Source organism: Hyphomonas oceanitis (genome assembly GCF_036964545.1).
Classification (GTDB): Bacteria; Pseudomonadota; Alphaproteobacteria; order Caulobacterales; family Hyphomonadaceae; genus Hyphomonas; species Hyphomonas oceanitis.
The window spans coordinates 289,351-312,185 of the sequence record NZ_JBALTL010000003.1 but is presented as its reverse complement, the minus strand read 5'-3'; the positions used below and the strand labels follow the sequence as shown (position 1 = coordinate 312,185).

The window sequence follows — 22,835 nt, the reverse complement described above, 5'->3', positions numbered from 1 at the left end:
CCCTTCTCCCTCGGGAGAAGGGTTGCAGATCAAGCGTGTGTGCGGGGCGATGGCTTGTTTTCGGCGATCCATCTTTTCTCGTCTTCGGTGCCTTCGCGCGGCGGATAAAAGCCCTGGATCGACCATAGATCGAATGGCGTCTCGTCGATGTGGAATCCTGGCCATAAAGTGCGTACACACTATACAGAGTGGCTATCAAGCCGTCAGGCCGGTATTTGTTGGCTTGGGTAAGCCCCACTCGTCGTGTATATTCACATCATGACCAAGATGGACGATCTTTTCGATGATGTGGCGGGACGTTGCGCAGCAGTGCGGACACTTGGCACGGCGCGCGTAATAACGCGGCACTTTGACGATGCGCTGAGGCCAGTGGGCCTGACCATTACGCAATTCACGCTGCTGATCACGATTGGCCGCATGAAGCCTGAATCGATCAGCGAGATTGGCCAGTGGCTGAACATTGACCGCACCAGCCTGACCCGGAACCTGAAGCCGCTTGAAGACGCCGGCTATGTGATACGCGGCAAGGAAGGCCCGGCCCGGAAACGGAAAATCGACCTGACGTCCGCTGGCGCGCAAATCCTCGAAAAGGCCTATCCCCTTTGGCAAAGGGCTCAGGGACAGGTCGAGGCCAGGTTCCCGGGAGACGCTTATGAAGAGGCCAAACTCGCGCTGATATCACTCCGCAGCATTGGATCGGACTGAGCCTGTTTGAGGGTTGCGCGGGCGACCGGACCATCTTGCGATGCCCGGCAAACTAGTCTGATTGACTGTCGGATTCAGCCCGAGGTTTCCCAGCTTTTGAATGCGTCGCGGAGGAGTTCCGGCAGCGCCGTGGCGATGGCGCCGAGTTCCGGCGGCAGGCGGTGGGTGCGGGTCATGGGCAGGGCCATGGGCGCGGCGTCGCCGGCCTTGCGCTGGCGCTCGAGGGTTCGGGCGAGGCGTCTGGCATGGGCTTCCGGGGCCGCGAGCAGTTCCTGCAGCGCCGCGAGGCGCGCGAGGATCGGCGCGGCCGGGACGGGGCCGCAAGCGCGAGGCGCGCTGACCAGAGCGCTGCCGTCCATGTCCGGCCCAAGGAGGCGCGGTGACAGGCCGGTGAGGCGGCCCGAGGCCTTGGTCTCGATGCGCCCGGTGCACGAAGGATGCACGGAAAAAGCACGGACAGGGACGGGAGGAAGCACGAGTCCCAGCGCCATCAATGTGAGCAGGCGCCGGATGATGATTTCAAGGCGGGCGAGTTCAGCGCGGGCGCGCTGGGCAAGAGTGCGTTTCAGTGTGGTAGGGGTGAGGTGTGCGTTCGTCATCACAGCGACGTTGGCCAGCGCGCGTTGCGCCTGGGCGATGCCGTGGGTGACGAAGGCGGACGGATGGGACATGGCGGCCAGTATAGGCCGGGCGCCATTAGGGTTGGATAAGGTGGGGGAGAGGCCCAGAGGGATGGTACCGCCGAACTCAACCCATTCTACGCTTGCCGCACAGCACTTATATTCACTTAAGAGTCCGCTCTTGCCACTTCTTGCCAATAGTGGGCAAAGGCATTTTTTCCCCATTCGTCTATATCCTCCAGCGATTCGAGATTGGACGGACGACTCTGCCAAACCGCCAGCCACTGGGTATAAAGGGCTTGCGCTTCTGCTCCCTCGGAAGATAAGTCGACACACGCTTGATGGAAAATACCATCTGAAAACAAGCCTAGTCTGTGTGAAGGCTTCAAGAAGGCTGGAAAACCCACCACAACGTCATCGGAAGAAATCGTCTTCCCGCACAACGGACAAATAGTTTTATCTGCTATCAAATGGGCCATCATATTATCCTCTCACGTCAAATCGACTCCGACCTCCACCAAACAACTCGTATATATATGAATGCCGCTGCCCCGTGTCCCGAAGCATCTGAAAATCAGCAGCGGATGTTCGCGTCGGACTTGGATGAGCCAGCGTAGGGTGCATCAAGCGTAGCGCAATGCATCCTACTGGACTGCTGCGCGGTGTGTGAGGAGCGCTCACCCTGAGCGAAGTCGAAGGGCGGGTGCGGGCATCCTGTTTTCATCGCACGGGGCGCGTCCTTCGACTTCGCTCAGGATGAGGCCCTTAGGGAGGTTTGCGCTCGGCCGGGGATACCTGCGGAATGCTCCCTTCTCCCTTGGGAGAAGGGTTGGGGATGAGGGGGGATGGCGTCGCTGCGAGTGCAGTTTTTGTGGGGGACTCAGTGACCCCTCACCCCCGGCCCCTTGCTTCGGGCAATCGCGGTGCGATTGCTGATCCTCGCAAGCCCGAAAGGGAGAGGGGGGAGCGGGAGGCGGCGATTGGTCTCCAATTGCCTGAGATCCCGGCGTTCGCCGGGACGGCGGCGTGGGGGGCGTTTGGCTAAGCCGGCACCTGTTCGCTGAGGCGGCCGCCCATGCGAATGGGCTCTATGCGGAGGGCGAGGCCCGTCTTGTCGTCGGTTTCGACATAGGTTCCGCACATTGTGCCGTCGCCGAGGGCGGGTTGGTAGCGTTCGCCGGGGAGCTGGGTGATGAAGCGGGTGAGGGAGTTCTGCTTCTGCATGCCTATGACGCTGTCATAGTCGCCGCACATGCCGGCATCGGTCTGGTAGGCGGTGCCGTTTTCGAGGATCATTGTGTCGGCGGTGGGCACATGGGTGTGCGTGCCGACGACGAGGCTGGCGCGGCCATCGCAATGGTGGCCCATGGCCATTTTCTCGGAGGTTGCCTCGCAATGCATGTCGACGATGATGGCATCGGCCACGGCGCCGAGCGGCATGGAATCGAGCGCGGCATCGACGGCCTCGAACGGATTGACCAGTGTCTGGCGCATGAAGACATTGCCCTGCGCCTGAATGACGCCGACGCGGCGCCCGTCTGGGAGGGCATAGAGATGGGCGCCCTTGCCCGGTGCATTGGCCGACGGCGGATAGTTCAGCGGGCGCAGCAGGCGCGGCTCGCGCTGGATATAGGTGAGGGCCTCGCGCTGGTCCCAGGCATGATCGCCGAGGGTGAGGCAGTCCGCGCCGGCACCGAAGAAATCATTGGCGATGGATTCGGTGAGGCCGAAACCGCCCGCCGAATTCTCGGCATTCACGACAACGAAATCGAGCCGCAGGCGCGCCTTCAGGCCCGGCAGGTGCTCCAGCACGGCGGCCCGGCCGGGCTTGCCAACGACGTCTCCGAAAAATGCAATCTTCATGGAAACAAGCCTATGCCCTGAGCGGCGGATAAAGAAAAGCGCGCGTCTCCAGCGGGAAACGCGCGCGATTCAGTGAGACTAAGGCCGGGGCCTATTCGTTCTTGGCGGAAAAGCCGAGCGCCGTCTTGGTCAGCGCCGAGGGGTCTTCCATCTCGGCGAAGTCAGCCAGACGCACCGGCTTGGCGGGCGCCAGCGTGAGCGTCAGCGTCTTCGGATCGGTGACGAAGGAAGACAGCGCGGTGGCCGCTTCCGTGACCAGTTCCGGGTCGACACCGGACTGCGCCGCCATCATCGGGGCCATCGCCATCATGCCGGCAACCTGGCTGCGCAGCTGTTGCGGATCCTGACCGGACTGGGCCGCATAGGCATTAAAGCCGCGTGCGAGGAAACCGTCATCATCAATGGCGAGCTGGAAGTTATGGATCAGCATCTTGTCCAGCGCGTCCTGCATCATGGCGCCGGGATCGACCGGCGTTTCAGCTGCGGTGGCCTTGGCCTGGGCAGCGGCCATGGCGCTGGCGCCTTCATACTGGCCGGAGAAATCAATCCGGAAACCGTCATCCAGTTTCCAGAAATTCTTGCCCTTGGCGATGGTGACCATGTCCTTGTCAGGATCATAGGTCTGTTCGCCCTGGCCGCTGAGCTCCAGCTTTTCATAGCCGAGCAGGGCTAGCTGGGCGCCGAGTTTCTCGCCGAGTTCGCCTTCGCTGGTGCCGAGCGTCATCTTGAACGGATCAGTGACGACTTTGACGGCGCGGCCCTTCTTGTCGCGCGAGACCTTGGAGGCCAGCTTCGGCATGTCGAAATCAGCGCCGGAGACAGCGACTTTCAGGTCGTCGATGAGGACCGAGTCATAGCCCGGATTGGCCGGATCGTTCTGGAAGACTTCCAGCATGCTGGCGACGGCGCCGCTGCCGGCTTCGTCTGCGCTCATGCCTTTCAGCACGGCGAGGTTCACACCGCGCAGATCAACACCGCCGAGGCTGGCTTTCAGATCTGTATCGTCGGTGGGGTCGATCATGTTGAGCTTCAGGCCCTTGAGGCCCATCTGCGCCGCTTTCTCGTCCTTCATGCCGAGCACGTCGACCGAGGAAATGACGAAATCGCCCTTCTGGCCTTCTTCCTCGTCGATCTTGAAGTTCACATCCTTCATCGACCAGAGGTCAAAGGCGAGCGCCTTGCCTTCGGGCATGTCCATGGCTTCGCCTTTGCCGAACAGGCTGGCGATCCAGGCGGCGGTTTCCGGCGACGGGTTGACCAGTTCCATCGACTTGATCTTGCTGGAGCCGTGGTTCTCTTCCGGGTCTTTCGGGACGAAGCTGACATCCGAGAGGACAATCTTGGAGAAGTTCGGCTTGCCGTTCAGCATGCCGAGGCCTTCGAAGCTCATTTCGGCGGCTTTGAGGTCTGAGCCCTTGAGGTTGAGTTCGCCATCATCGGCGACGCCTTCGGCATCGGTGACCTCTTCGGCGGAAACGAGCGTGACGTTCTTGAAGACGGCCTTGGCGCCTTTGACCTCACTGCCGGTAAAGCTGACGCGGCCCTTGCCCGACTGGTCGAGCGAAAATGCACTCAGCACTGCGGGAGCCGTGGCTGGGTCTCCTTTACGGAGTTTGACCCCTGGCAGCTTGCTGTCGGAAAGTTCGATTCCGGCCGGGCTGGCGCCATCCTTGTCCTTGTTTTTGTCGCCGCATGCCGTAAGCAAAGCTATGGCGGCAACGCCTGTCAGCAGATATTTCATCTTTAGTCCCTTTATTGAATACTGCGAGCAGGTGTCCCCGACGCGTCTCTTGAGAGTTTAAACATGGCATACAACAATGGCCAGACAATGACACTGAAGGCGCCAAATGGTGCCCGCGTTGTTGTACGATTTGAAGTCAATTCCAAGGCGCGCAGGCTCATTCTTCGTCTTGATGAGCGGCGCCGCGAAGCCGTTGCCGTAGCGCCTAGCAACCGCCAGATCAAGGATGCTGCAGCATTTGCTGCAGAACGCGTCGAATGGATCTCCACGCGCCTGCAGCACCTGCCCGAGACCGTAAAGTTCGAGGAAGCTGAATTCATTCAATTTCGGGGAGAACCCTGCCAACTGACCGCGAATGGTGAGGGACGCCTGCCCAAGATGTGGCCGGGCGAGCCCAGATTGCTAAGCGCGCCGGGCGATCCGGAAGGCCTGGCCATGCGCGTGACCCGCTACCTGAAGAAACAGGCCAAGGCGGATCTAACGCGCGCTGTTATCCGGCATTGCGAGACATTAGGCGTTGAATACAAAGCGATTTCCGTGAAGGATACCCGCTCGCGCTGGGGCTCATGCACATCGGACGGCCAGCTCTCCTTCTCGTGGCGCCTGATCATGGCCCCGCCGAAGGTGCTGGACTATGTGGCCGCCCATGAATGCGCCCACTTGCTGGAGATGAATCACTCGCCCAAATTCTGGGCGCATGTGGCCAAATGCACCCCGGACTGGAAGCGCCAACGCGCCTGGTTGCGTACACATGGCGCAGGACTTCAATCGGCTGGGGAATAATCCGCCCGCTGAAGACTGACCGGATTCAGCCCAGCTGCGATCAATCCTTGTTCTGACAAAAAATTTATCTTTCCGCACGGGTCTTTTTTGTCGGCTAATTTTTAGCTTCAAAAGCGAACTCAGCTATTGCCGTGAAATCTGAGTTCGATTTTCGGACCACACAAGCTAGGCTTATCCGGCCTGCGCCGAGGCCAATTCCTTCTCGGATTCCGATGGCTTGGCCGGGCCAAAGCTGATCAGCGTGACGCCTTCGCCGCCTTTTGGCTCGCGGTTGGGCCCCAGGAACATGATCGTCCCATCGAGCCGCAGTTCCGCAACGATATCCGACTTTGGACGGTCTTCGCGGAAGTCCTTGAGGTCGTACTCGTCGGTGAGCTTCGTCTTGCCGAAAGTCCAGCCGCGATAATGATCACGGATCAGGCTGTCATAGCCGCGCCCGCGCTTGATGAGCGTGCGCCCGCGCGTGCCCATGCCGATGGCGCGTGGGTCTTCATCCTCGGTATCCTGTGCCGATAGCTGGTAGACCTTGTGGCGGCCAAGCTCTGGCGCGAAATGTCCGGAGACAAGCGCATTATAGGGCTCGTTCGCCGACAGGCCGACCACCTGGTCAAAGGCCGAATGGTCGAGGCGCACTTCAGCGTCCTCCGACAGGACTTCGCCGAAGAATGTATTGAGGCCAGCCTCACGTGCGGGCCGCAGGCGGCGCCAGTTATTGTCGGCAAGGATCGGTTCGATGCCGACATCGCGCAGCACCTTGGCGAGATCGATGCTCCAGGGGTTTACGCCGACCAGCAGCACGCCCGGCTTTTCCTTGCGGGCGAGGCCAAGACGCCGCGCCAGCGGGCCAATGGTGAAGCCGTGCAGCACAACGGTGACGAACACCATGGCAAAGGCGAGCGGTGTGATCTGCTCTGCGCCCGAGAAGTAGAACTTGCTGTCGCCGCGCCGGCCAAGATCCTCCAGCAGGGTGGCAAACAGGCTGGAGACGGCCACGGCCACGATCCCGCGCGGCGCGATCCAGCCGAGCAGCAGGGCCTCGTTGCGCTTCAGCGTGCCGAAGGTGGCGATCCAGACCGATAGAGGCCGTACGATGAACAGCATGCACAACAGGAAGGCCAATGTGCGCCAGGTCAACGCGTCCTTGATGACATCGGGCCTGAGGTTGGCCGTCAGGATAACGAACACGCCTGAAACGAGGAGGACGGCGATATCTTCCTTGAACTTGCGTAGCTCCGCGATGCCTGCGAGGCGCGAATTGGCCAGCGTCATGCCATAGGCCGTCACGGCGACGAGGCCGATTTCCTTTTCGATCTGCTCGGCCAGCGCATAGCAGAGGATGATCGAGGCAAAGATGATTGGGGCTTTGAGGTATTCCGGCGTCCAGCCAGCGCGGAAAGCCCGCACCATGGCCCAGCCAAAGGCAATGCCGAGCGCCACGCCCATGCCGGCTGCCAGCACGATCATCGCGCCCTTGCCCAGAATGGATTCGCCCGTCGCCGCCACGCGGATGATCTCGAACGAGGCCACCGCGAACAGCGCGCCGACAGGATCGTTGACGATGCCTTCCCATTTCAGGAACTGGCCCGTGCGTCCGCCCAGCTTTGACTGGCGCAGCAGAGGCATGATCACGGTGGGCCCGGTGACCACCATGACGCCAGCAAAGACGATGGAGCTGGACCAGTCGAGCCCGGCCGCATAGCGCGCCGCCAGCGTGCCGAAGAACCAGGCCAGCGGCCCGCCAATGAACACCATGCGCCGCACCGCCGCGCCCGCATCCCGCAGGTTCTCGAATTTCAGGACGAGGCCGCCCTCGAAGAGGATGACGGCGACCGCCAGTGACACGATGGGGCGGAGCAGGTCGTTACCGCCGCCATTGAACACGCGCTCGGGATCAAGCAGCGGGGCGCCAAAGATCACGGCCCATAACGGGCCAGCTGCAAGGCCCGCCAGCGCCATGAGCACGATGGCCGGGGCCTGCAGGCGCCAGGCCAGCCATTGCGCACCAATGCCGAGCGCGCCGATCAGCGCGCAAGCGAAGATCAGCTCGCCCGATCCGGCACCTGCGAGTGCAAAGTCCATATGGTTCATGTGCGCCCTATCAGCTTAGGAGCCGTTTTCCCCCCGGCCCGCACTATGCGGACTGGGCCTTGATGTCATCTGCAAAGTCGAACCCGATTTCCCGGGTGCCATAGTCGCCGACCTTGTAACGCTCGATATTCTCCGCAAACCAGTTCAGTACATGTGAATAGACATGGTCATAGAAGGGTTCAGGGTCCTTGTCCTTAAGCGGCAGGCGAAATTCATACTCTGCCCCATCTTCGATATGAATGATGAAGACGTCACCCACCTTGCGGCATTCCATGGTAACGCGCATCCAGTCGGCCTGTTTCGAGACGCGCACGGCGAGCCCGAAAGCAATAGGCGCAAGCGGACGAAAGCCCCGCGGCGGCATGGAAAAGGCCTGATCCCCATGCGCCTTGGGCTCGAATGCCCCCTGTGGCGGCACCAAATGCACGCAGATGCCGTCCGGCGCACCGATATAGTTGCACAGGCCAGCGCGCATCTCCTCGGCCAGCGAGCGGATGCGGTTATAGTTTTCTGCGGCGAGCGCCTCATAGGTCTCGACCGTGGCAATCAGTTCTTCAAAACGCGACAATAGGCATAGCCTCCGGGCCTGGGCAGGTCAGATATGTACGAAAGACTAGGCCGGTAAGGCCCGGCCATCAAACTTTAAGGTTGCCACCATGGGGCAATGATCGGACGCCTTGGGAGTGGACCACCCGATTCCGGGGAATCTCGGGCCCTTGTAGCGCTCCGCGCGATAGGGCGTTCCGGCCCGCACGATGCGTATATCTGGCGCCGGATTCAGCGCTGCGAGACGCGGCGACAGGAACATGTGGTCGAGGGCGCCATAGACATCGTCTTCAGCAAAATGGTGGGTCCAGCGGTCCAGCGCATCAGGAATCGCGCGTGAGGCGAGGTCCACGGCAAAACCCTCATCCGTGAGGGGACCCAGGCCGCTGTCATTGAGCGCCACGCCGTCGACTTCGCGATAATCGTTGAAATCCCCGATGATGACCCATTCCTCAGCCGCAGGATCGGCAAAGCGCTCCGCGACGATGCGGCGAACGGCCTGCGCTTCGGCGAGACGGATCTCGCGGGTCCGCAACCGGCCGCCATGCATGGATTTGAAATGACAGACAAAAAGCGTGAGCGCGCGGCCATCCACGGCAATGTCCACTTCGAGGCAGTCGCGCCGGAAGGCGAGGTCGTTGACCGTCAGCGCGCCGGGCGGCGCCACATCCAGCGATCCATAGGTGCGCCGGGCATGGCTGCGCTGGAACACGACCGGCACGCGCGAAAGCAGGCCGACATCGATCCCGCGTGTGTCATTGCCTTCGTGGAGCACCCGTCCGCCAAAGGCCTCGCCGGCCCAGCGGGCCACGTAGCGCGTATCGAAAGCCGTGAGGGTCACGAGGTTCTCGACCTCCTGAAGGGCGCAGACATCGGCCTCGGTGGCCGCCAGCGCCTGCGCGGTAAGCGTGCGATCATCTTCGGAGAGGACGTTGAACACTGCGTCAACCTGCGCGGCCACGGCGGCCGTGTCGACATCGGTGAGACGCTGGCGGGCATTGAGTATACCGGCCCTGCGAAAGTCGCAGCGCATCATCAGGTTTTCACAATTGAAGGTCGCAAGGCGTATTTGAGGCATCAGGCGGACATTCGCCCGTGCCCGCTGGCAAGGTCAATGCGCGAAAAGCCGGGGAAGGACCCGGCTGCCGCCTATTTGCCTGTTTTGTTTTCGTTGACGCGGTAGCAGTAGAGCTGGAGGCCACAATACGCGAGCACGATGCCCATGTTGGCCGAGGCCAGCGTACCGTAGGACTCCCCGCGCACAGGCGCGAGGATCAGCTCGATGAAGGTTGCCATGCCGAGCACGATGATCGCCGCAGCGCCGGAGCGGCGCAGGCCGATGGTCAGCGCGACCCATACGGTCAGCGATGCGAAGGCCACGGTGCGGAAGATGTGGTCATCAAGGCCAACCACGTCGCCGGCACTGTAGGCCGTAGCCTTCAGCGCCACGAATATGGCAATGATCCCGGTCAGTCCGGTTGCAACCGTTTTGAGGTTGCCAGATATCCAGTAATCGCGCCGTGGCGCCATTTCTACAGTTTGGTCGACCATTGATTCACCTCGTCCCAAGAGAACTGAGACTGAATATGACAGAGGTCGATTGCGCGCGTCTTAAATAATACTGAGGAATTTCAGGCCGCTGTTCGTGATTTGGCAACGAATCGGGACGCGCTGAGGGCCTGTTCCAGCGTGGCCGTATCGGGCTGTAGCGCCGGCGGAATCGCGGCGCGTCCCATTTCGAGGGCAATGCCAGGTGCCAGACCCTCACTATACGCCCCGAGCGTTGACCGTATCACATCAAGGAAGCGCGCATCCTCGTCGACAATCTGCCCGAACCGGGCCGCTACCGGGCCCACAAGCCCATAAGCGAGGAAAACCCCGAGGAATGTGCCCAAAAGCGCCGACCCGATCATGGTGCCGAGAACCGCCGGGGATTGGTCAATCGAGCCCATTGTACGGATAATCCCGAGGACAGCGGCCACGATGCCAAGCGCCGGCAGGGCATCGGCCAGCGTGTTGAGCGCGCCGACCGCTTTCATGCGCTGGTCGAGATAAGCGGCAATGGACTGGTCCATCCGCTGTTCGGCGCGCGCCGGGTCTGACAGGTCAAGTGCCATCAGGCGGAAGGCGTCGCAGATCATGCCGCGGGCGGCTTCATCGTCCAGGATACGGGGCGCAGCTTCAAAAGCGGCGGAGTCTCCCGGCGCCTCGATATCGCCTTCGATGGACACAAATCCGCCCTGACGTGCCTTGCGCATCAGCGTGCCGAGCAGCACCACCAGGTCCTGATAGTCGTCCCGCCGCCATTTCGCGCCGCCAAAGGCCTTGGCAAACCCGCCGAGCGCCTCGCGCGCCACACTCAGGGAATTGCCGATCAGGACCGTGCCCACAGCCGCGCCGCCGATCAGCGCCATTTCGAAGGGCAGGGCATGCATTGCGCCGCTGCCGCCCGTCAGGAAGAGGCCGCCGAAAACGAGGACAAAGACAAGTATGAGGCCGGCAAGCTGCGCCAAGGAAGGGCCTTTCGAGGCAGGAACGATCCCTACTTACGCAGAAGGGTCTTAACCCTGCGTTTCATTTCGTGTGGAGGCCCCTTGCGTGCTTGCGGCGGTTGATCGGGCCCGCCGCTCCGCTTATCACAGTCAGGAAGGCCCATCGGGGGGTGGCGCCGCGGAGTTCTGTTTCCACCATGCGCATCATGCTTGCTGCCCTTGCCCTCGCCTCTGGCCCCCTGACCGCGACCGCGCAGCAGGCCATTCCGAGCAATGGTTACCGCGTATGCGCACCCGAACAGACCATGCAGGGACGCACCATTGTCCGCGAGGCCTGCGGCGACCTTGTCCAACCGGACTTTGCCGAGGGCGGGTTCGCGTCCCTTTCGGAACTCGAGGCAGCCGGCGAAGCGCGCGAAACATTCCTCGCGGAGATCACCGCCTATGCGGCTTGCGTGTCGGGCTTCATCGATGCCGCACGCCAGCCGGGCATGCCGGCTGACAGCCTTGCGCCTGACCAGGCGGCCTGCGCCCATTCCTGGGCCGAGGAACAGGCCACGCAGGCCGTGCGCGACTATGGCCGCGCCTGCATCGCGTATTCCAACCGCTCCATGATGGATGCAAACCTGACGCCGTGGTCTGGCGCCTGCTACCCTACGGCAACAGGTAATAATGGCTAAGACGCTATATGGACTTTTCGGCAGCACCGCCTGATTAGTCATCGTCATGACCCACACAGATGATTCCCCTGAAGGCGTGTCGGGGCCCGATCGCCGGGGCGCTTTCTTTCTCCTGTTCTTCTCGCTGATGGCGATTGGCGCGGGCAACACGATGCTGATTGCCGCCGTGTTGCCGCCGATGACACGCGAGCTGAACCTGCCGGACTGGATGGCGGGCTCAATCTTCGCGCTGTCGGCTTTCTGGTGGTCGGTCACCTCGCCCTTTTGGGGCAAGCGTTCCAACCGCTGGGGCCGCCGCCCGGTCGCCGCGCTGGGCCTTGCCGGGTATGGCCTGTCGATGACGCTGCTGCTGATCTTCGGCTGGCTAAGCCTCAACCATTACATCACGGGCACGCTCCTCGTCTTTTCCTGCCTTGCCCTCTCACGCACCATGTTCGGGCTGTTCGGGTCCGGCACGAACCCGGCGGCGCAGGCCTATGTCGCGGACCGGACCAGCCCGGCCGAGCGTCAGTCGGAAATCGCTTTCATCACGTCTGGCTTCAGCGTCGGCACCGTTGTCGGCCCGGCTTTCGCTGCTGCACTCGTTGCCACGGCCGGCCTGCTCAGCCCGCTCGCCGTGACCGCCGTGATTGCCTTCACCATGTCGGCCCTTATCTGGTTCCGCCTGCCGGAAAAGCGCGAACCGGTGACGGACGCGACCCAGTTCGATGACGAGACCGGAGCACGCGGCCTATGGCGTTCTGGCTCGGTCCTGCCCTTCCTGATCTTCGCTGTCTGCCTGTCGCTGACGACCGGCATCCTCACGCAGGTGTTCGTGTTCACCGTGATGGACCGGATGGGCGTGAGCGGCCGTGAAGCGGCCCAGTTCACCGGCCCGGCTTTCACGGTCGGCGCGCTGGCCGTGCTGCTCGCTCAGCTTGTGCTGATCCCGCGTATCAAGATGCGCAACAAAACACTGATGATGGTCGGCTGCGTGCCGCTCTTCGTGGGCGCGATCATTCTCGTCTTCGCGCGGGACTATGCCAGCCTGATCCTCGCGCAATTCTGTATCGGCCTCGGCCAGGGCCTTGCCCGACCGGGCTTTTCCAGCGGGGCATCACTGGCCGTGTCGCCCCAGCTTCAGGGCAATGTGGCCGGGCTGGTCATTTCCGCCAACGGGATGGGCTTTATCATCACGCCCTTCTTTGGCCTGTTCATCTACGAGTATGTGAACCCGCAGCTGCCATTCGTGTTCTGCGCAGGCCTACTGGCCTTCATGGTTCTGTTCGCCCGGTTCGGCCTCAAGGATGGCGTGGGCGAATATACCGAATAGTCAGCTTGGCCCGTCGGCCGACGAGACACCTACAGTGCCACCACCGGAACTTGTTCCCGTTACCAGATCCAGCATCTCCTTGGTCGGATAGCCATCCGCCACGACGCCGCGTGACTTCTGGAAGCCCATCAGCGCCAGCTTGGTCTGGCGGCCGGGAATGCCGTCAACCGGCCCCGCATTGTAGCCCTGCGCCGTGAGGCCAGCCTGCAGGGCCTTGATGTCGGCCACAGAGAGCGGCTTCAGATAGGTCGGCCAAGGCGTTACCGGACCGGTCTGGCCGACAATCGCATTACCCGCCATGCCGACAGCAAAGGCATAGGAGTCGGCATTGTTATAGGCCTTGAACACCTTGAAATTCGGGAAGAGCAGGTATTTCGGACCCGCTGCCCCCGCTGGCAGCCAGAGCTGCGCCGCGTTGGCGCCGCCAGTCTCGAAAGCGCCGCCCGTAATCGGGGTCAGGCCTGCAGCCCGCCATGTGTCCATGTTGCGCTCGGTCCCATCAGCGAGGCTGTAGTCGAAGCTGAACGGCACGGCGACTTCAATGCCCCAGGGCTGGCCCATCATATAGCCGGATTTCTTCAGGTAGTTGGCAGCCGAACCCAGCGCGTCGCCTTCATTTTTCCAGACATCCTTGTGACCGTCGCCGTCAAAGTCTTCGGCATAGGCGACATAGGTCGATGGCATGAACTGGGTCTGACCCATTGCGCCAGCCCAGCCTGCAATCAGATCGGAGCGTTCGGCATCGCCGCGCTCAACCATGGTCATCACGGCGTAGAGTTCCTTCTCGGCGAAACTCTTGCGGCGCCCTTCGACCGCCATGTTGGCCAGCACATTGCCCGCATCGAAATTGCCGATGACGGCGCCATAGCTTGTCTCCATGCCCCAGATTGCGACCACAACCTGGCGGTCGACGCCGTAGCGTGCCTCGATCTGGTCAAACAAAGCGGGGGCCTCGGCGAGGCGCTCCTTGCCATTGGTGATGCGACTGTCGCCGAGGGGCACTTTCAGATAGTCCCAGATCGGCTTGGAAAATTCGGCCTGATCGCTGATGCCTGTGCCGGCGACCTGGAAATCGGTTCCGAGCCAGAGCGCAATCGGCTCGATGCCCGTCAGCAGGGACTTGACCAGTTCCCGGTCATGCCCGGCGGCAAGGGCGCGATTGGAAAAATCATTGCGCCAGACATCCATGGCCGCGTGACCGGATGAGGCATACTTGATCGGGCCCGTTTCGGGCGCCTCGACCGGCGTGCTGCCCGTGACGGGCGGCTTGGTCGGCTGGGGCCCTGCCGCGCAGGAGGCCAGCAGACCCGTTAACGCTGCAGCCGCCAATAATTGCGTCCGCGCGAGGCCTTTCTGTATCATTGTGGCTCTCCGACTGTTATGACGCGCATCACAGTGTGCGTCCTTGACTCTGCTACCCGGATTCATTACTCGCACCGCTTTCCTAATTCCTTATGATCGTCAGGCCAGACCCATGAAAGTCCGCTCGTCTCTGAAGTCCCTCAAGGCACGTCACCGTGATTGCAAGATCGTGCGCCGCAAGGGCCGCGTTTACGTGATCAACAAGACCAACCCGCGCTTTAAAGCCAAACAGGCCTGAGCCGAAGATGAACAGGCAATGAGGCGGGAAAATGACCGTTTCGATTGCCCTGTTCGATCTCGGCCATGTTGTGCTCGATTGGGAGCCATCGCGCCTCTACACCAAAATTTTCGATGACGACGCCGCCCGGGATCATTTCCTGGGCGAAATTTGTACAATGGACTGGCATACGCGCCACGACGCCGGGGCGAGCTTCGCCGAGAATGCTGCCGCCCTCATCGCCCAGCACCCTCAATATGAAGCCGAAATCCGCGCGTGGGGCACGCGCTGGATGGAAATGTTCGACGGCTATATCGACGGTACGGCCGAGCTGATCGAACGGCTCGATGCCCGCAGCGTCCCGCTTTATGCCCTGTCCAATATGCCATCTGACCCATGGGAGGAAATGCTCGCCCATTTCGAGGTGCTGCAGCGCTTCCGCCATGTCGTCATCTCCGCGGACCTGAAGATGGTGAAACCCGATCCGGCGATTTACCTCCACGCGCTTGAAGCCATTGGCCGCCCTGCGCCGGAAACCGTCCTCTTCATTGATGACCGCGAGACCAATATCGCCGCTGCCGATGCGCTCGGATTCGCGACGCATCACTTCACCGGCGCGGCAGGGCTGGAAGCCGCGCTGGAGGCCCACGGCCTGCTTTGATGCAAACACCTGTTGCCGCCGCGCGCTTCCCGTCCATATTGGGTTTCATGTTCAGGCCGCTCATCCTTGCTGCGTTTCTCCTTGCCGGGCAGGCCTCTGCCGCCCCGTCGGACGAAATGTTCCAAAAACTGCACGACGCGCCGAGCGAGAGCGAAGCCAATGACGCCGCGCAGGACATCTGGGCCGCCTGGATGGAATCGGGCTCGCCCACGGTCGACATGATCATGGAGCGCGCCGTCGATGCACAGACGGTCGGCGAATATGACACCGCCCGCGCCCTCTACGATCGCGCCATCATGATCGAGCCGGACTATGCCGAGGCCTGGAGCCGCCGCGCGAGCCTGTTCCTGAATGACGAAAACTTTCCCGAAGCCCTGCGCGACCTGAACGAGGCCTTGCGACTGGAGCCGCGCCATTTCGGCGCCTGGGCCGGGCTCGGCATCATGATGGAAACCATGGGGGCAGAGAAGGAAGCGCTCGCCGCCTACCGTCAGGCGCTCGACATCTATCCTTTCATGACCCAGGCCCTGCAGGCCGAGAAGCGTCTCGCCAAGCAGGCCGAAGGCCAGGGACTTTGAAACGCATGATCAGCCTCGCCTTTATTGCCCTTACGGCTGTTGGCGCCGGCGCCTGCGTGTCCAGCGCGGCCTATACGTCGAAGATAGAAGCCGCCAATCCAGAGTCTGAAGGCCGGATGCTGACCGTCAACGGCCATGGCGTAAACGTGCTGACAGCCGGCAAATCGGGCCCGCCAATCCTGATGATCCATGGCGCCAGCGCCAATGCGCGCGAATTCACATGGACACTCGCCCCGCGCCTTTCGGCAGATCACCGCATCTTCATGGCCGACAGGCCGGGCCATGGCTATTCTGAACGCTTTGACGGTGCAGAGCATCTCGGCGAACAGGCCGCCCAGATGGCTGGCGTGCTTGACCAGCTTGCGCCCGGCGAAAAGGCCGTCATCGTCGGCCATTCCTTTGGCGGCGGCGTGGCGCTGCGCCTCGCGCTCGACCGGCCAGACCTTGTGCAGGGCCTCGTCCTGATTGCACCCGTGACCCATGACTGGGGCGGCGGCGGACAGGCCTGGTACAATGGAATCTCGGCAACACCGCTCGTTGGGCCCGTCTTCACCCAGCTCGTGCCCACCGTTGGCCCGGCTCAGGTCAAGGCAGGCATTGATGGCGTTTTCAAACCGGCACCCGTGCCGGAAGGCTATTTCGAGAAATCGGCCATCGGCCTTCTCTTCCGCCCGCCGAACTTCCGCGCCAATGCGCAGGATGTGCAGGCGCTGCAGCAAGAACTCGGCGCCCAGTCGCCGCGCTATCCCGAACTCAAGGTGCCAATCGTGGTTTTCTCCGGCAGCCAGGACACGGTGATCAAGCCGAACCTGCATGTCGGCAAGCTGAAGAAACAGGTGTCGGTCGACCTCGTCATCCTGCCCGATGAAGGCCACATGCCGCATCATGCGCACGGCGCAGATGTAGCTGATGCCATACGGCGTCTGGCCATTAACGATAAGTCTCGCTAAGAGGCTCAGCCTGCCCCCCGCCATATCGATTCGAGGACCATCTTCATGGAAGACGCTGCCGCCACGCACCTGACCGAGACCACCAAGGAAAAGCTTCGCCAGACTGTCGGCAAGATCGAGCGTCTCGAAGAAGAAAAGAAAGAGGTCGCCGAGCAGATCAAGGAAGTCTACGCCGAAGCCAAGGCTTTCGGCTTTGACGTGAAAGCGCTCCGCCAGGTCATCCGCCTGCGCAAGGTCGACAAGGCCGACCGCGAAGAGCAGGAAATGATGCTGGAACTCTACCTTCTGGCTACAGGCGACGCCTGATCCCATTGGCCTTCGACCCGGAATGACCTAAGTCTCATTCCATGTCCCGCGACGTCGACGAACGCAAGAAACGTGCAGCCCTGCGCAAACTGCGCAAGGCCGCTGCGCTTGCGGAACAGGGCCTCGGCCCGGAACTCTCCGATTGGGAACGCCAGTTCCTGGAAGAGGTCGAGCAACGCATCGAGACCTATGGCTCTGCGTTTGCCGACCCTGAGAAAGGCGCCGAGGGTGATGCCCTTTCCGCGCTTCAGCGCATCAAGCTGAAAGAAATCGACAAGAAGGCGCGCGGCAAGGGTGGTTCCGGCTTCAAGTCGAAATCGCGCCCGGCCTATACGCCGCGTGTGCGCAATGTCGACGCCGAAGCGGACGAGGCGAGAGCCGAGGACACGCCAGCACCACCGCCTCCTACCCCGTCAAAACCCCGCCTTGTCTCTGCAGCGCCCCCGGCGCCGCCCCACGAACGGTCCGGGAATACCCCGCCAACGCCCCCTGCGCGCCCCAGCTTCCGCGTGATCGAGGGCGGCAAGGCGAACACATCCGACTAGACCTCTCACTCCGTAAAGGCCTCTCATGACCCAGGATACGACCCCGAATTCCCCGCGAACCGTCGTCGTAACGGGCGCCTCGACCGGCATCGGCGCGGCGACCGCCCGCCATCTCGCCCAGCATGGCTGGCGCGTTTTCGCCGGCGTGCGCAAGGAGTCTGACGGTGAGGCGCTGAAGGCCGGATCAACCGGCGACCTGCGCCCGCTGATCATTGACGTAACCAAACCGGAGAGCGTGGATGCCGCCGTCAAGACAGTATCGGATTCTCTGGGCGGCGCGCGGCTCGGCGGCCTCGTCAACAATGCCGGCATCGCCAAGATCGGTCCGCTCGCCCTGCAGCCCATGGATGAGTTCGAAGCGCATTTCGAAGTCAATGTCTTCGGCCTGATGCGCGCCTCGCAGGCCTTCATCCCCCTGCTGGGGTCTGATCCTGACCGCAAAGGCCCGCCCGGCCGCATCGTCAACATCACCAGCGTTGGCGGCCGCCTCGCTGCGCCTTTCCTCGGCGCCTATGCGGCCACCAAGCACGCCGTCGAAGCGCTCACCGACAGCCTGCGCCGCGAGCTGATGATCTATGGCATCGACGCCATCGCGATCGGCCCCGGCTCGGTCAAGACGCCGATCTGGGACAAGGCGGAGGAAGCCAATACGGACCAGCCCTATGCCAACAGCGACTGGGCCGGGCCTCTGAAAAAGTTCGAGGATGTCATGCTCGGCGGTGGGCGCACCGGCCTCGAGCCTGTCGAGATCGGCCAGATCGTGCAGACGGCGCTGGAAGATTCCAGCCCGAAGGCCCGCTATGCCCCGGTCCCGAACAAGCTGACCAACTGGACCATCCCGACCCGCCTGCCCAAGCGCATGCTGGACGGGATCTTCGCCAAGCGCTTCGGCATCAGCAAACCGGACTGAGCCCGCAAAACTTTTCCCATGCACCTTGACGTCCCGTGCGGAAGCCGCGCCCATGCTGCGCAAAACGGGAGGATAAAAGCCATGACGGATCTCAAGGGCAAGGTTGCCATCATCACAGGCGCGGCCAGCGGTATCGGGCTTGCGGGCGTTGAAACGTTCGTTGCGGCCGGGGCGCAGGTGATCGCCGGGGACGTTCAGGACGAGAAGGGCAAGGCGCTGGAAACGCGCTTCGGGTCCGACAAGGTTCGCTTCACGCATTGCGACGTGACCGACATGGGCCAGCTTGAAGCGCTGATGCAATCAGCCGTGGATGCCTTTGGCGGCCTTGACATTCTCTGGAACAATGCGGGCCATGGCGGCACGCCAACCAGCGTCGAAGAGCTTGATCTCGACGGCTTTGATTCAACCATGAACCTGCTCCTGAAGCAGGTCTTCGCGGGCACAAAGTTTGCCATTCCGCACATGAAGGCGCGCGGCAAGGGATCGGTCATCAACACGTCGTCGATCAGCGCCGTCTGCGCGGGCTATGCGCCAATCACCTATTCGGTCGCCAAGAAGGGTGTCGCGCATTTCTCCAAGCTGGCAGCGGCCGAACTCGCGAAATACCAGATCCGCGTCAATGCCATCCTCCCGGGCTTCATCGCGACGTCCATCTTCGGCGCGTCGCTGGGGCTCTCGCGTGAAGTGGCCGATCAGATGGCCGAAATGGTCTCGCAGGCGGGTGGCAGCATGCAGCCCATCGGGCGCGTCGGGCGCGGCAGCGACATTGCCGAAATGGCTGCTTTCCTCGCCTCGGATGCTGCCAGCTTCATTACCGGCGGCGAATTCCTCGTCGATGGCGGCATGACGGTCGGACCTCCACATAGCTGGAACGAGCAGGTCGCTAGTCCGCTGCTGGATGCGATGGGCATTTCGCCCGAACAGGCCGAGCAGATGCGGCTTGCGATGGCCGCTCAGTCCTGAACCGTATCGGCCAGCCCCGGGATGGCCTCGACGGCCTGCAACAGGTCTTCGAGCGTTGCGGAGCGGAACATCCGGCGGCCCTTCTCGTCGGCAAGAACATAGCCCTTGGCGCTCTTGGTCAGCGGGAAACGGCGCCAGTGCGCGCGGGTGCGAAATATCCAGACCTGTTCGGGCGCCTCGCCTGCTGTTGCCCAGCCGGTCCACATGTGTTCGATCGGCAATTGGCGCCACAGGCGATCAATCTCGTCGATCTCGGAAGCGGTAAAAGGGTTCATGGCAAATAGCCCACATGTGTCTGACGCGGCTGAAGATAACCGTCCGCAAGGCGCGCGCAACCTGGAAGGTGCGCTCTGGATGGCCGCGTCAGGCGCCGTCTTCACAGCCTTCCTGACGCTGTCGAAGATACAGTCCGCTGATTATGACCCCGGTTTTCTGGCCTTCTGGCGTACCGCAGTAGCGCTCCTCATTACCCTGCCTGTCATCTTCCGATACGGGCTAGGCATCATGCGCGTGCAGCAACCGGGCATGGTTTTCCTGCGCAGCGTGTTTGGCACGATGGGCTTCATTCTCAGTTTTTATGCCGTGTCCGATGCCGTAGGTTTACCGCTGTCGGAATTCAATGCGATCAGTTTCTCGCGGGCCATGTTCATCACGGTCATCGCTGCTCTGTTCTTGCGTGAAACGGTCGGCTGGCACCGATGGGGCGCCACGCTTGCCGGCTTTGTCGGCGTACTTGTCATGACGCATCCACAAACGGGGGTCAGCCTCGGCACGGGCCTGGCCCTTGGCGCCGCCTTCTGCATGGCGGGCGCCATCGCCTTGGTGAAGTCGCTGTCACGCCTGCATAGGCCCATGACACTGCTGATCTGGGCCAACCTCCTGTCGTCCATACTCCTTCTGCCGCTCGCGATCTGGAAATGGCCCGCAGTGGCTCCGTCGCTGCTCGACTGGAGCATGATCGGCCTGATGGGCCTCTGCGGCGCACTTGGCCAGTATCTCTATATTCGCGGCATGAGCATTGGCGACGCATCCTTCCTGTCACCCATCGACTATCTCCGGCTGCCCATGGCGGCCATGGTCGACTGGCTGCTCTTCCATCTCCTCCCGGGTCCATGGACGTGGGTGGGTACCGCGATCATTATCTCCGCCACGTTTTACATTACCTACAGGGAACACAGGCTATCAGGCCGCGCGGCAACGCCGCCCTTGTGAATTTTGGTGATCGCGTTCATCGTTCACGCACATCAGGGAGGTTCGCATGGCCAAGGTTCTTGTCACGGGCGCAACAGGCTTCATCGCCGGACACGTCATTCTCCAGCTGCTTGAAGCGGGCCACGAGGTGCGCGGCACCGCCCGGTCTGCCTCCAGCGCGCCGAAACTCAACGCGGCGCTCAGCAAGTATGCCGGCAAGCCGGTCAATATCGAGCTCTACGCAGCCAATCTCGAGAAAGACGCCGGCTGGGCCGACGCCGTCGCAGGCATGGACTATGTCCAGCATGTTGCGTCGCCCTTCCCTGCTGGCGTGCCGAAAGATCCTGAAGACCTGATCCGCCCTGCGAAGGAAGGCGCCTTACGCGTTTTGAAGGCTGCCAAGGCGGCTGGCGTGAAACGTGTTGTGATGACCTCATCCATGGCCGCCATTGCCTATGGCTGGGGCGACGCGCGCCCAGCCATCCTCACGGAAGAACACTGGTCAAACCCGAACAACCTCAAGGACAACACGGCCTATACGCGATCAAAGACAATCGCTGAGCGCGCTGCATGGGACTATGTAAACGGGGAAGGCAAGGGGCTGGAACTGGCCGTAATCAACCCCGCCGCCGTGCTGGGCCCGGTCATGAGCGGCGATCTCTCCGCCTCGCTGGAATTGCTGACCATGCCCATGTCGGGAAAGATACCCGCCGTCCCGCGCATCGGTTTCGGCATCGTTGACGTACGCGATGTTGCCAGCGCACAGGTCAGCGCCATGACGCTGCCGGGCGCCGCCGGTGAGCGCTTCCTGCTCTCCCAGCCCTTCATGTGGTTCTCCGAAGTCGCCGACGTGCTGCGCGAGGCTTTTCCGGATTACAAAAAGAAAATACCGAACGGCACGATGCCGGATTTCGTGCTGAAACTGGTCTCACTCGTCAATCCCACGCTCAAGCAGGTCTTGCCGGAACTTGGCCGCCAGCGTCAGATTTCAAATGAAAAGGCCCGCACAGTTCTGGGCTGGAAGCCGCACACCGCCAAGGAAGCCATTATAGCCGGGGGGCAGAGCCTGATCGATAACGGCATCGTCTGACGCTGCCCAAGCCTCAGAAATCGTAGGCGATTCCCTTGCGCTCCCAGTCGCCATAGCGTGTCGGCTCGATATTCCGGGGTCCCCCATTCTCATTCTCCGGGAGGGCTGCAGCATCGGCCGCCTCAACGGCTCGTCTTGCATCGGCCTCTTCCAGCGCGCGGCGCGCTTCGGGGCTCAACGTCTTGCGACGCTCCGCCTCATCGGAACTGCAGTCGGTGTTTGGTGTTTCTTCACCCATGTGCCAGCAGACTCCTCAATTCGTTAACGGTCACCATATACCTAGCGGTACCGCCCGCATAAACAACGCGCTGCCGTCATAGTGGAGTCTATACCCCCATGGGGACTGCGAAAACATTCATCCTGCTAGCCATGCTGACCGCCCTGTTCATGGGTATCGGCTATCTCGTGGCCGGTACAACCGGCATGGCGATCGCTTTCGTGGTCGCGGCCGCAATGAACCTGTTTTCCTACTGGAATGCCGACAAGATCGTGCTGCGCATGCAGGGCGCCAAGGAACTGACGCCGGACAATAAGAGCCCCATGCTGCGCACCTTTGCCAAGGATGTGGCCTCGCTCGCCGAGCGCGCCGGCCTGCCAGCACCGAAAATCTATATAATCGAGACACCGCAGCCCAACGCGTTCGCAACCGGCCGCAGCCCGTCGCATGCCGCCGTAGCAGCTACGACGGGCCTACTGGGCATGCTGACCCGCGAGGAGGTCGCCGGTGTGATGGCGCACGAGCTCGCCCATGTGCGCAATCGCGACACGCTGACAATGACCGTGACGGCGACCATTGCCGGCGCCATCGGCATGCTGGCCAATTTTGCGCTCTTCTTCGGGCGCGAGCGAACGGGCCTGATCGGTTCGCTGGCCATCATGATCATCGCGCCGCTGGCCGCCGGTCTTGTGCAGATGGCGATCAGCCGCTCGCGCGAATACGAAGCTGACGCCAAGGGCGCAGAGATTTGCGGCAACCCGCTCTGGCTTGCCTCAGCACTTGAAAAGATCGAACGCGGCGCCCGCGCGTCGGTCAATGTCCAGGCCGAGCGCAACCCGGCCATGGCCCATATGTACATCTCCAATCCGCTGAGCGGGCATGGCGTGGACAACCTGTTCTCGACACACCCGTCAACAGCCAGCCGCGTGGCCGCCCTTCGCCGGATGGCTGGTGACCAGATTAATGCAGACGTCAGCCCTGAAATGCGCCGCGCTGCCGGCCCCTGGGGCTGAAC

Annotated in this window: 28 protein-coding genes; 15 read left to right on the top strand and 13 right to left on the bottom strand. The window is 62.1% G+C overall.

Annotated elements, in window-relative coordinates; translation table 11 throughout:
- Nucleotides 1–29: 29 nt before the first annotated feature.
- Nucleotides 30–149, bottom strand: coding sequence for a tautomerase family protein (locus tag V7651_RS18690; RefSeq protein ID WP_206741543.1), 120 nt, complete (start codon nucleotides 147–149; stop codon nucleotides 30–32).
- Between the two features lie 109 nt (nucleotides 150–258).
- Between V7651_RS18690 and V7651_RS10740 the strand changes: the two genes are divergently transcribed.
- Nucleotides 259–705, top strand: a complete 447-nt coding sequence (locus V7651_RS10740; protein ID WP_335590166.1) for a MarR family winged helix-turn-helix transcriptional regulator — start codon at nucleotides 259–261, stop codon at nucleotides 703–705.
- A gap of 74 nt (nucleotides 706–779) precedes the next feature.
- Here the strand turns inward: V7651_RS10740 and V7651_RS10735 are convergent, their stop codons facing one another.
- The 4 genes from V7651_RS10735 to V7651_RS10720 all read right to left on the bottom strand — a co-directional run bounded on the left by V7651_RS10735 (nucleotide 780) and on the right by V7651_RS10720 (nucleotide 4,929).
- Entirely contained in the window at nucleotides 780–1,376 is a 597-nt protein-coding gene (locus V7651_RS10735) for a hypothetical protein (protein ID WP_335613199.1), read from the bottom strand.
- A 116-nt stretch (nucleotides 1,377–1,492) separates the two neighbouring features.
- On the bottom strand, nucleotides 1,493–1,807 hold the full coding sequence (locus V7651_RS10730; protein WP_335613198.1) for a hypothetical protein: 315 nt from the start codon (nucleotides 1,805–1,807) through the stop codon (nucleotides 1,493–1,495).
- A 559-nt stretch (nucleotides 1,808–2,366) separates the two neighbouring features.
- Entirely contained in the window at nucleotides 2,367–3,188 is an 822-nt protein-coding gene (locus tag V7651_RS10725; protein ID WP_335613197.1) for a TIGR00282 family metallophosphoesterase, read from the bottom strand.
- 91 nt (nucleotides 3,189–3,279) lie between these two features.
- Complete coding sequence (locus tag V7651_RS10720) at nucleotides 3,280–4,929, bottom strand: hypothetical protein (RefSeq protein WP_335613196.1); 1,650 nt, start codon at nucleotides 4,927–4,929, stop codon at nucleotides 3,280–3,282.
- A gap of 63 nt (nucleotides 4,930–4,992) precedes the next feature.
- On the opposite strand from V7651_RS10720, the gene V7651_RS10715 reads away from it, so the two are divergent.
- Nucleotides 4,993–5,712, top strand: coding sequence for a M48 family metallopeptidase (locus V7651_RS10715; RefSeq protein WP_035536654.1), 720 nt, complete (start codon nucleotides 4,993–4,995; stop codon nucleotides 5,710–5,712).
- A 171-nt stretch (nucleotides 5,713–5,883) separates the two neighbouring features.
- Here V7651_RS10715 and V7651_RS10710 read toward each other — a convergent pair whose 3' ends face one another.
- The 5 genes from V7651_RS10710 to V7651_RS10690 form a co-directional block, all read right to left on the bottom strand.
- Nucleotides 5,884–7,800, bottom strand: coding sequence for a cation:proton antiporter (locus V7651_RS10710; protein WP_051624566.1), 1,917 nt, complete (start codon nucleotides 7,798–7,800; stop codon nucleotides 5,884–5,886).
- A 43-nt stretch (nucleotides 7,801–7,843) separates the two neighbouring features.
- Entirely contained in the window at nucleotides 7,844–8,368 is a 525-nt protein-coding gene (locus tag V7651_RS10705) for a hypothetical protein (RefSeq protein WP_035536653.1), read from the bottom strand.
- A 45-nt stretch (nucleotides 8,369–8,413) separates the two neighbouring features.
- Entirely contained in the window at nucleotides 8,414–9,424 is a 1,011-nt protein-coding gene (locus tag V7651_RS10700) for an endonuclease/exonuclease/phosphatase family protein (protein ID WP_335613195.1), read from the bottom strand.
- A gap of 71 nt (nucleotides 9,425–9,495) precedes the next feature.
- On the bottom strand, nucleotides 9,496–9,897 hold the full coding sequence (locus tag V7651_RS10695) for a hypothetical protein (RefSeq protein WP_035536651.1): 402 nt from the start codon (nucleotides 9,895–9,897) through the stop codon (nucleotides 9,496–9,498).
- Nucleotides 9,898–9,977: 80 nt separating this feature from the next.
- Nucleotides 9,978–10,859 (bottom strand): motility-associated protein, encoded by an 882-nt coding sequence (locus tag V7651_RS10690; protein ID WP_335590172.1) that lies wholly within the window; start codon nucleotides 10,857–10,859, stop codon nucleotides 9,978–9,980.
- A 176-nt stretch (nucleotides 10,860–11,035) separates the two neighbouring features.
- On the opposite strand from V7651_RS10690, the gene V7651_RS10685 reads away from it, so the two are divergent.
- Nucleotides 11,036–11,518 carry a hypothetical protein gene (locus V7651_RS10685; RefSeq protein WP_035536649.1) on the top strand — a complete coding sequence of 161 codons (483 nt, stop codon included), beginning with the start codon at nucleotides 11,036–11,038 and terminating at the stop codon, nucleotides 11,516–11,518.
- 46 nt (nucleotides 11,519–11,564) lie between these two features.
- Complete coding sequence (locus V7651_RS10680; protein WP_335613194.1) at nucleotides 11,565–12,830, top strand: MFS transporter; 1,266 nt, start codon at nucleotides 11,565–11,567, stop codon at nucleotides 12,828–12,830.
- On the opposite strand, the gene V7651_RS10675 is transcribed toward V7651_RS10680, so the two are convergent.
- Entirely contained in the window at nucleotides 12,831–14,192 is a 1,362-nt protein-coding gene (locus V7651_RS10675) for a lytic murein transglycosylase (RefSeq protein WP_335590174.1), read from the bottom strand.
- A 112-nt stretch (nucleotides 14,193–14,304) separates the two neighbouring features.
- On the opposite strand from V7651_RS10675, the gene ykgO reads away from it, so the two are divergent.
- The 8 genes from ykgO (at nucleotide 14,305) to V7651_RS10635 (ending at nucleotide 19,322) form a co-directional block, all read left to right on the top strand.
- Nucleotides 14,305–14,430 carry a type B 50S ribosomal protein L36 gene (gene ykgO / locus V7651_RS10670; RefSeq protein WP_034736570.1) on the top strand — a complete coding sequence of 42 codons (126 nt, stop codon included), beginning with the start codon at nucleotides 14,305–14,307 and terminating at the stop codon, nucleotides 14,428–14,430.
- Between the two features lie 31 nt (nucleotides 14,431–14,461).
- Nucleotides 14,462–15,070 carry an HAD family hydrolase gene (locus tag V7651_RS10665; protein WP_335613193.1) on the top strand — a complete coding sequence of 203 codons (609 nt, stop codon included), beginning with the start codon at nucleotides 14,462–14,464 and terminating at the stop codon, nucleotides 15,068–15,070.
- On the top strand, nucleotides 15,070–15,648 hold the full coding sequence (locus tag V7651_RS10660; protein ID WP_241766914.1) for a tetratricopeptide repeat protein: 579 nt from the start codon (nucleotides 15,070–15,072) through the stop codon (nucleotides 15,646–15,648). Before V7651_RS10665 ends, V7651_RS10660 begins: the two co-directional genes overlap by 1 nt.
- Before the next feature lie 5 nt (nucleotides 15,649–15,653).
- A complete protein-coding gene (locus V7651_RS10655; RefSeq protein ID WP_335613323.1) occupies nucleotides 15,654–16,598 on the top strand; it encodes an alpha/beta fold hydrolase in 945 nt (314 codons plus the stop codon).
- Between the two features lie 45 nt (nucleotides 16,599–16,643).
- On the top strand, nucleotides 16,644–16,904 hold the full coding sequence (locus V7651_RS10650) for a DUF2312 domain-containing protein (protein ID WP_035536645.1): 261 nt from the start codon (nucleotides 16,644–16,646) through the stop codon (nucleotides 16,902–16,904).
- Nucleotides 16,905–16,945: 41 nt separating this feature from the next.
- A complete protein-coding gene (locus V7651_RS10645; RefSeq protein ID WP_335613192.1) occupies nucleotides 16,946–17,449 on the top strand; it encodes a hypothetical protein in 504 nt (167 codons plus the stop codon).
- A 25-nt stretch (nucleotides 17,450–17,474) separates the two neighbouring features.
- The gene (locus V7651_RS10640) at nucleotides 17,475–18,359 is read left to right on the top strand and encodes an SDR family oxidoreductase (RefSeq protein ID WP_335613191.1); all 885 of its coding nucleotides are present in this window, start codon (nucleotides 17,475–17,477) and stop codon (nucleotides 18,357–18,359) included.
- Nucleotides 18,360–18,440: 81 nt separating this feature from the next.
- On the top strand, nucleotides 18,441–19,322 hold the full coding sequence (locus tag V7651_RS10635; RefSeq protein ID WP_335613190.1) for an SDR family NAD(P)-dependent oxidoreductase: 882 nt from the start codon (nucleotides 18,441–18,443) through the stop codon (nucleotides 19,320–19,322).
- Here V7651_RS10635 and V7651_RS10630 read toward each other — a convergent pair.
- Nucleotides 19,313–19,597 (bottom strand): hypothetical protein, encoded by a 285-nt coding sequence (locus tag V7651_RS10630; protein ID WP_035536641.1) that lies wholly within the window; start codon nucleotides 19,595–19,597, stop codon nucleotides 19,313–19,315. The two genes, V7651_RS10635 and V7651_RS10630, sit on opposite strands and share 10 nt — an antisense overlap.
- Between V7651_RS10630 and V7651_RS10625 the strand changes: the two genes are divergently transcribed.
- Nucleotides 19,596–20,534 (top strand): DMT family transporter, encoded by a 939-nt coding sequence (locus V7651_RS10625; protein ID WP_051624564.1) that lies wholly within the window; start codon nucleotides 19,596–19,598, stop codon nucleotides 20,532–20,534. The genes V7651_RS10630 and V7651_RS10625 overlap by 2 nt on opposite strands.
- A 46-nt stretch (nucleotides 20,535–20,580) precedes the next feature.
- Entirely contained in the window at nucleotides 20,581–21,603 is a 1,023-nt protein-coding gene (locus V7651_RS10620; protein ID WP_335590181.1) for an SDR family oxidoreductase, read from the top strand.
- A gap of 13 nt (nucleotides 21,604–21,616) precedes the next feature.
- On the opposite strand, the gene V7651_RS10615 is transcribed toward V7651_RS10620, so the two are convergent.
- Entirely contained in the window at nucleotides 21,617–21,841 is a 225-nt protein-coding gene (locus V7651_RS10615) for a DUF1674 domain-containing protein (RefSeq protein ID WP_335613189.1), read from the bottom strand.
- A gap of 98 nt (nucleotides 21,842–21,939) precedes the next feature.
- On the opposite strand from V7651_RS10615, the gene htpX reads away from it, so the two are divergent.
- Complete coding sequence (gene htpX / locus V7651_RS10610) at nucleotides 21,940–22,833, top strand: zinc metalloprotease HtpX (RefSeq protein ID WP_335613188.1); 894 nt, start codon at nucleotides 21,940–21,942, stop codon at nucleotides 22,831–22,833.
- The last annotated feature ends 2 nt before the right edge of the window (nucleotides 22,834–22,835 follow it).